The sequence below is a fragment of the uncultured Porphyromonas sp. genome, from assembly GCF_947254915.1.
Taxonomy (GTDB): Bacteria; Bacteroidota; Bacteroidia; order Bacteroidales; family Porphyromonadaceae; genus Porphyromonas.
This window is the reverse complement of sequence record NZ_CAMYEZ010000119.1, coordinates 1-6,686: the sequence shown is the minus strand read 5'-3', so window position 1 is coordinate 6,686 and position 6,686 is coordinate 1. Positions and strand designations below refer to the sequence as shown.

The 6,686-nt window shown below is 55.5% G+C and carries 5 protein-coding genes; all 5 read right to left on the bottom strand.

The features are described 5' to 3' along the window. A partial coding sequence (locus tag Q0X57_RS07060; protein ID WP_297729545.1) for an ABC-F family ATP-binding cassette domain-containing protein occupies nucleotides 1-1,672 on the bottom strand: 1,672 nt, incomplete at its 3' end. Continuing rightward, nucleotides 1,672-3,651 carry a tetratricopeptide repeat protein gene (locus tag Q0X57_RS07055; protein ID WP_297729542.1) on the bottom strand — a complete coding sequence of 660 codons (1,980 nt, stop codon included), beginning with the start codon at nucleotides 3,649-3,651 and terminating at the stop codon, nucleotides 1,672-1,674. The genes Q0X57_RS07055 and Q0X57_RS07060, both read right to left, overlap by 1 nt. Before the next feature lie 5 nt (nucleotides 3,652-3,656). After that, the gene (def, locus tag Q0X57_RS07050) at nucleotides 3,657-4,223 is read right to left on the bottom strand and encodes a peptide deformylase (protein WP_297729539.1); all 567 of its coding nucleotides are present in this window, start codon (nucleotides 4,221-4,223) and stop codon (nucleotides 3,657-3,659) included. A gap of 25 nt (nucleotides 4,224-4,248) precedes the next feature. Then, the gene (gene ruvX, locus Q0X57_RS07045) at nucleotides 4,249-4,674 is read right to left on the bottom strand and encodes a Holliday junction resolvase RuvX (protein ID WP_039865429.1); all 426 of its coding nucleotides are present in this window, start codon (nucleotides 4,672-4,674) and stop codon (nucleotides 4,249-4,251) included. A gap of 15 nt (nucleotides 4,675-4,689) precedes the next feature. Beyond that, a complete protein-coding gene (locus Q0X57_RS07040) occupies nucleotides 4,690-6,312 on the bottom strand; it encodes an ATP-binding cassette domain-containing protein (protein ID WP_297729536.1) in 1,623 nt (540 codons plus the stop codon). Nucleotides 6,313-6,686 lie beyond the last annotated feature (374 nt).

Sequence of the window (6,686 nt, the reverse complement as noted above, 5' to 3'; positions counted from 1 at the left end):
TAGCTGTTGGCTGTTGGTTGTTAGCCGTTGGTTGTTGGCTGTTAGCTGTTGGCGATTGGCTGAGCTCTTCGTGGAGGGTGGCGAGGTAGCCGTCGAGGCCGTTCATGCACTCCCGTACAGTGCCATGGCTAAAGGAGAAGATGCGGTCGACGAGCCCCGAGAGGAAGTAGCGGTCGTGCGAGACGACGATGACGGTCCCAGGGAAGGCTGCGATGGCTCGCTTGAGGATCTCTTTGGTTCGGATGTCTAGGTGGTTGGTCGGCTCATCGAGGATGAGCAGGTTGGCAGGCTCTAGGAGCATCTGCATGATGGCGACACGAGCACGCTCGCCACCACTGAGTACGCTGATCGGCTTGTCGGCCACCTCCCCGCCAAAGAGGAAGGCTCCCAGCATGTCGTTGATATGTAGTCTCATGTCGCCACGCGCCAAACTGTCGATGGCGTCACGGATAGTCTGATTAGCGGGTAGCTCCTGCGCCCTATTCTGAGAGAAATATGCGATCTCTACGCCGTGTCCTATTTGGAGCTTGCCAGTGTACTCCTCTTGTCCCATAATACAGCGCATGAGGGTTGACTTACCGGAGCCGTTCTTCCCAACGAAGGCGACCTTTTCGCCACGCTTGATGGTCATTGATACGTTGCGTAGCACGGAGAGGTCACCGTAGCTCTTGTCTAGGTCCTCGATGATGACGGGATAGTCGCCACTGCGCCCTGCCATCGGGAAGGTAAAGTTAATGTGCCGTGTGTCTATCTCGTCGAGCTCGATCTCCTCGATCTTGTCTAGCTGCTTGAGACGGCTCTGAACCTGTGCGCTCTTCGTCGGCTTATAGCGGAAACGCTCGACGAAGGACTCGATGTCTTGGATCTTCTTCTGCTGATTCTCGTAAGCTCGCTTCTGCTGCTCCAGCCGCTCCTCACGCAGGGTGACGTAGTGGCTGTAGGAAGTCTTGTAGTCGTAGATGCGTCCCAGCTCAATCTCAATGGTGCGGTTGGTCACGTTGTCGAGGAAGGTACGGTCGTGCGAGACGAGGAGGAGCGTGACTCCACGGGCGATGAGGAAGTGCTCGAGCCAGTCGATGGACTCAATATCTAGGTGGTTCGTCGGCTCATCGAGGAGGAGCAGATCGGGATTGCTCAGCAGCACCTTCGCCAGCTCAATACGCATACGCCATCCGCCGGAGAACTCACGGGTCGGTCTGTCGAAGTCGCTTCGCTCGAAGCCTAGTCCGAGGAGCGTCCGCTCCATCTCGGCAAGGTACTGCGACGGGTGGTGCATCTGTATCAGATCGGTGAGATGTCCGTGGCGCTCGATCAACTCTAAGTACTCAGGCGAGTCGTAGTCTGTGCGGGTCGCCAGCTCTTCGCTCAGGTGGTCGTACTGATCATTGAGCGACTGCACATCCTTAAAGACTTCCTCAACCTCCGCCCGCAGGGTGGTGTGATCGACCAACTCTTTGACCTGTGGCAGATAACCTATGGAAAGGTCTCGAGGACGACTGACGGTACCACTCGTAGGTTGCTCAATGCCGACGAGGATCTTCATCAAGGTCGACTTCCCCGCCCCATTATGCCCGACAAGAGCGACCCGCTCGCCCTTGCTAATGACAAAGTTGATCGAGTCAAAGAGGAGTTGCTTACCAAAGTCTACCGTAAGGTCTTGAACGGATATCATCAGCGTGTCTGAATAGTATGGATAAGGGAATAAGCCTGATAAATGCCCAGCTCGCCAGCACGACTCAAGTCATCTATCGCCTGCTCATGCTGTCCCTGCTGCTCGAGGAGTAGGGCACGATTGTAGTAAGCTTCGCCAGCTTGGGGCAGGAGCTCGATCGCTTTGGTGTAGTCTGCGATCGCTTGATCCGTATGCCCCAGCGTCTGGTGCAGATGAGCACGGTTATAGTAGATATAGCCTATCTGCGGGGCGTGACTGATGGCTGTGGTGAGCTCACGCATCGCTAAGTTGTACATAAGCTTCTGTTGCTTAGGATCTGTGAGTGTCTCCGCCTGCATGAGGCGCGCCGTACTAAGAGCCAAGAGAGCGAGCGGTTGCTGAGGCGCTAGATCGAGAGAAGCGTTGAACTGTGAGACCGCCTCGCCGATGTCTCGCAGCAGGAGCTTGTCAATGCCCATACGCAGGTGCCAGTCAGCCGTCTGCTCTGTATCACGAGCCTGCAGACGAGCTATATCCTCCAGCACGACATGGAGCTGCGTGCTGTCTAGCGACTGTGCGCCGACGGCAAGCAAGAGACGGGGCTGGTAACCCGTCCGCTCGTTGTACGCCTCTAGCTCTGCGGAAAAGTTGGAGCGAGGCAAAAGCTTGTCGTGACTCTTCTGCACAAAGTAAGTGAGTTCGTAAGCAGGGCAAGCCTCCGACGAACTGGCTTGCTCTTGGATCGAACCGCGTAGCGAATTGCTCCCCGCACTAAGCGAAGCAGAAGTCGCATCGCTACTCGCAGACTGCAGCTCCGCATGATGGTCTAGCGCATACAGTTCGTCGCTCGCCACACTTGACCCAGTGCTGTCAGCGATAGTCGGCTTAGGCGCTTTGACCTGTCCACGCTCTAGCTTGTAGGCGAACCAGTAGTCTCTGTCCGCTCCAGCAGCATCCCCGAGCAGACGCTTCACCTCCGAGCGCTGATAGTAACCCGAGAGGAACTCCGGTCGACGACCTAATATATAGTCTAGCGTCTCGATCGCATCACGGTACTGTCCCGTCTGCGTCTGAACCAAGGCTAAGTTAAAGTGAGCCGTCAGATTGGTCGGTTGCAGACGCACCACCTCTAGCAGATCTTCGCGAGCACCCTGTAGGTCTCCCACCTCGATACGTAGCAAGGCGCGATTGTGCCGAGCGACCGCATCGTGAGGCGTCAAGAGGAGCGCCTGGTTGTAGTCTTCCATAGCGCCACGGTATTCCTTTAGCTTGTAGCGTGTCAGTCCACGGTTGATGTAGTCGCTAGCTTGGTTTGGATCCTGCTCTATGCTCTTGTCGTGGTAGCGTAGCGCTCCTTTGTAGTCACCCCGCAGGTAAGCAATCGCTGAGAGCATCCGATAAGGCGCAGCACTCAGCGAGTCTATTGCCAAGCCCTCGGCGATCCGCTCCTCCGCTGCGACCGTGTCTTGTCGTCGTAACGCTATCTCCGCCGCGAGAAAGTAGCCCCGCGCCTCCTTCGGGTGACGCTGCGTCAAGGCGAGCGCTACCGAGTCGGCACGCTCATACTGCTCGGCTCCGTAGAGCGAGCCTGCGAGGTTGAACGAGAGGTAAAAGTCGTCCGGCGTAATCTTGAGCGCTTGCGCATAGTCTGTCGCCGCCTCCGCATAGTGTTGCTGATTGTGCCGTGCCGCCCCCCGTACCATGTAGGCTCTAGAGAGAAAAGGGTTGCGCTCGATGCACAGCGTCGCGTCCCGCTCGGCACCCGCATAGTCACCCAGCATAAGCTTCGCAAAAGCTCTGTAGTAGTACGGCTCAGCCATCGTGGGAGACACCTCAATTACTTGGTTAAAGTGCTCGATGGCGACCACGAAATCCTTGAAACCGATCGCATTGCGCCCGATCGTCATCACACGCTCCGTATCTATCTGCGACCAAAGCGTAGCACTCCACACGCAGAGCATGCAGAGGAGCAGAGAGAGCGATCGTAGTAGCGGACGCATAAGGACTAATGTATCGTATTACGCATCACGGGGTAGCCGACACGTACACGCCCGTCGGCTATATGCTGGAGCTTCTTTTTGATCAGTCGCTTACGCATCGCCGAGATGTGATCTACAAAGAGCTTGCCATCCAGATGGTCATACTCATGCTGCACCACCCGAGCGGCAAAGCCCGAGAGTTCTAGACGCTGTGGCTCAAACTGCTCATTCATATAGTCCACCACGATCGACTTAGGTCGCACGACCCGCTCGTTAATGCCGGGCAAGCTCAGACAACCCTCAGCCTCCGAACAGGTATCCTCGCTCAGGGACTGCATATGCGCATTGATCATGACCAGCTTGAGTGTCGCACACTCAGGGTACTCATCCGCCAGAGGCGTCGCATCGATCACCTGCAGACGTATATTGCGCCCGATCTGTGGAGCCGCCAAGCCGATGCCATCACTCTCGTACATCGTCTGCCACATGTCTGCGATCAGCTCCGAGAGGTTCGGGTAGTCAGGCGTTATGTCCTCGCTCATGTTGCGAAGCACTGGTTGTCCGTAAAGGTATATAGGTAAGGTCTTAGCCATAAGAGTAAACAGTTAAATCTTTCTTTTAGTGAAGCATGCGCAAGCTCTCCAGATAGCTCTGCAAAATGATGGTCGCACTGACACGATCCACCAACCCTTTGTCCTGTCGGCGGCGCTGCTTGCCGATGCCCGCCTCGCGGATCGTCTGCTGTGCCAAGACAGAGGTAAAGCGCTCGTCCACATACTCTAGACGTATCTGAGGATAGAGATGTTGCAGCTTCTTAGCCAAAGCTTGTATCGCCTGCCACGTCGCCGAGGGCGTCGCATCCATCTGTGTTGGCTTGCCGAGGACGATCGTCTCCACCTCCTCACGCCCTAGGTAGTCCGCTAGGTAGTTGAGGAGCTGATGCGTAGGCACCGTGTCGAGCGCCCCAGGCGTGATCTGTAGCGAGTCGGTCACCGCCAGCCCCGTGCGCTTGGTGCCGTAGTCGATAGCGAGGATACGAGCCATAGGCGTGTGGTCCCTTTATGCGTTGTAGTACTTCTCGCGTAGCTCAGCCACCTTCGGATCGGTGATGTAGTCGTCGTAGTTGATGATACGGTCAATGATCCCGTTTGGTGTCAGCTCGATGACACGATTAGCCACCGTGCGGATGAACTCGTGGTCGTGGCTTGAGAAGAGGACATTCCCCTTGAAGGAGATAAGCGTGTTGTTGAACGCCTGAATCGACTCCAGGTCCAGGTGGTTCGTCGGCGTGTCAAGGATCAGCACATTAGCCCCAGGGGGAAGCATCATACGGCTGATCATACAGCGCATCTTCTCACCTCCCGAGAGGACCGAGGCGCGCTTATTCACCTCCTCGCCGCTAAAGAGCATACGACCTAGGAAGCCCTTGAGATAGACATCATTCGTGTCCTTGGCAAACTGTCCGAGCCAATCTAGGATCGTCATATCGGTGTCAAAGTAAGCGCTGTTGTCCAAAGGCAGATAAGCCGTCGTGATCGTCTGTCCCCACTCGTAGCTCCCCTGCTGCGCCTTGCGGTTGCCATTGATGATCTCAAAGAGTGCCGTCATAGCACGTGGGTCGTGGCTGATGAAGACGATCTTATCGTTTCGCTCCACATTGAAGGTCAGCCCCTTGAAGAGTACCTCCCCCTCGTCCGTCACGGCCGAGAGATCATTGACCTCTAGCACCTTGTTGCCCGGCTCACGATCTGGCTGGAAGAGGATCCCTGGATAGCGACGTGACGACGGCTCAATCTCGTTGATATCGAGACGCTCCAGCATCTTCTTGCGGCTGGTCGTCTGCTTACTCTTTGCCACGTTGGCACTAAAGCGACGGATGAACTCCTCGAGCTCCTTCTTCTTCTCCTCAAGCTTCTTATTCTGTTGCTGTTGCTGGCGCAGTGCCAACTGGCTAGACTCGTACCAGTAGCTGTAGTTACCCGCAAAGAGTCTCACCTTGCCAAAGTCTATATCCACCGTGTGGGTTGACACGGCATCGAGGAAGTGACGGTCGTGGCTCACCACGAGGACGGTGCTCTCAGTCTCAGCGAGATAGTCCTCAAGCCAAGAGACAGTCTCTAGGTCTAGGTCGTTCGTCGGCTCATCGAGGAGCAGATTGTCTGGCTTGCCAAAGAGACAGCGCGCTAGTAGCACACGCACCTTTTGCTTACCGCTAATGTCACCCATCAGACGGTAGTGCAGATCCTCCTTGATGCCGAGACCGCTCAAGAGGGCTGCCGCCTCGCTCTCAGCGTTCCACCCGTCGAGGTTCGCAAACTGCTCCTCCAGCTCAGCCGCTTTGACACCATCCTCATCGGAAAAGTCCTCCTTAGCGTAGATAGCGTCCTTCTCCTTCATGATCTTCCAGAGCTTGTCATGCCCCATCAGGACGGTGTCGATGACCGTGTACTCATCAAAGGCGAAGTGATCCTGACTCAGCACCGAGAGGCGCTCGTCGGGTCCGAAAGTGACGGTGCCACGCGTCGGCTCTAGCTCACCGCTGATCATACGGAGCATAGTCGACTTGCCGGCGCCGTTGGCACCAATGATGCCGTAGCAGTTGCCCGGGGTAAACTTAAGATTGACATCGGCAAAGAGCACGCGCTTGCCAAACTGTATCGTGAGGTCGTTGACTATAATCATCTTTTATACGGTCTTCTATTTTTCTGTCTGTAATGTATGATAAAGAGGCGAAGCTACCCCTCCTTGCGCTACGCCTCGTAGTAGCGGTACGCCACGTAGAGGAGGGCTAATCTGCACAAAGGTACACATTTTTGAGGCGCGCCACACTTTGGCTGTTAGCGGTTGGCTATTGGCTGTTAGCTAGGGTCACTAATACTACTAGTGCCACTAGAGCTCCTAGTCACTAGGAGTCCTCTCTAACCTCTAACTTCTAATCTCTAACTTCTACCCTCTAATCTCTCTCCTCGGTAGGAAATCCAAAAGCTCCAGGGAGCAAATGAAAATTCTCCACCGAGGGGCGAAATAAAACTTCGGAAGAATGAAATGAAACTTCG

What these genes read in the sequence shown, in the direction of transcription:
- Q0X57_RS07055 (WP_297729542.1), bottom strand. Translation starts at nt 3,651, where the DNA reads ATGCGTCCGCTACTACGATCGCTCTCTCTGCTCCTCTGCATGCTCTGC.
- Q0X57_RS07040 (WP_297729536.1), bottom strand. Translation starts at nt 6,312, where the DNA reads ATGATTATAGTCAACGACCTCACGATACAGTTTGGCAAGCGCGTGCTC.
- def (WP_297729539.1), bottom strand. Translation starts at nt 4,223, where the DNA reads ATGGCTAAGACCTTACCTATATACCTTTACGGACAACCAGTGCTTCGC.
- ruvX (WP_039865429.1), bottom strand. Translation starts at nt 4,674, where the DNA reads ATGGCTCGTATCCTCGCTATCGACTACGGCACCAAGCGCACGGGGCTG.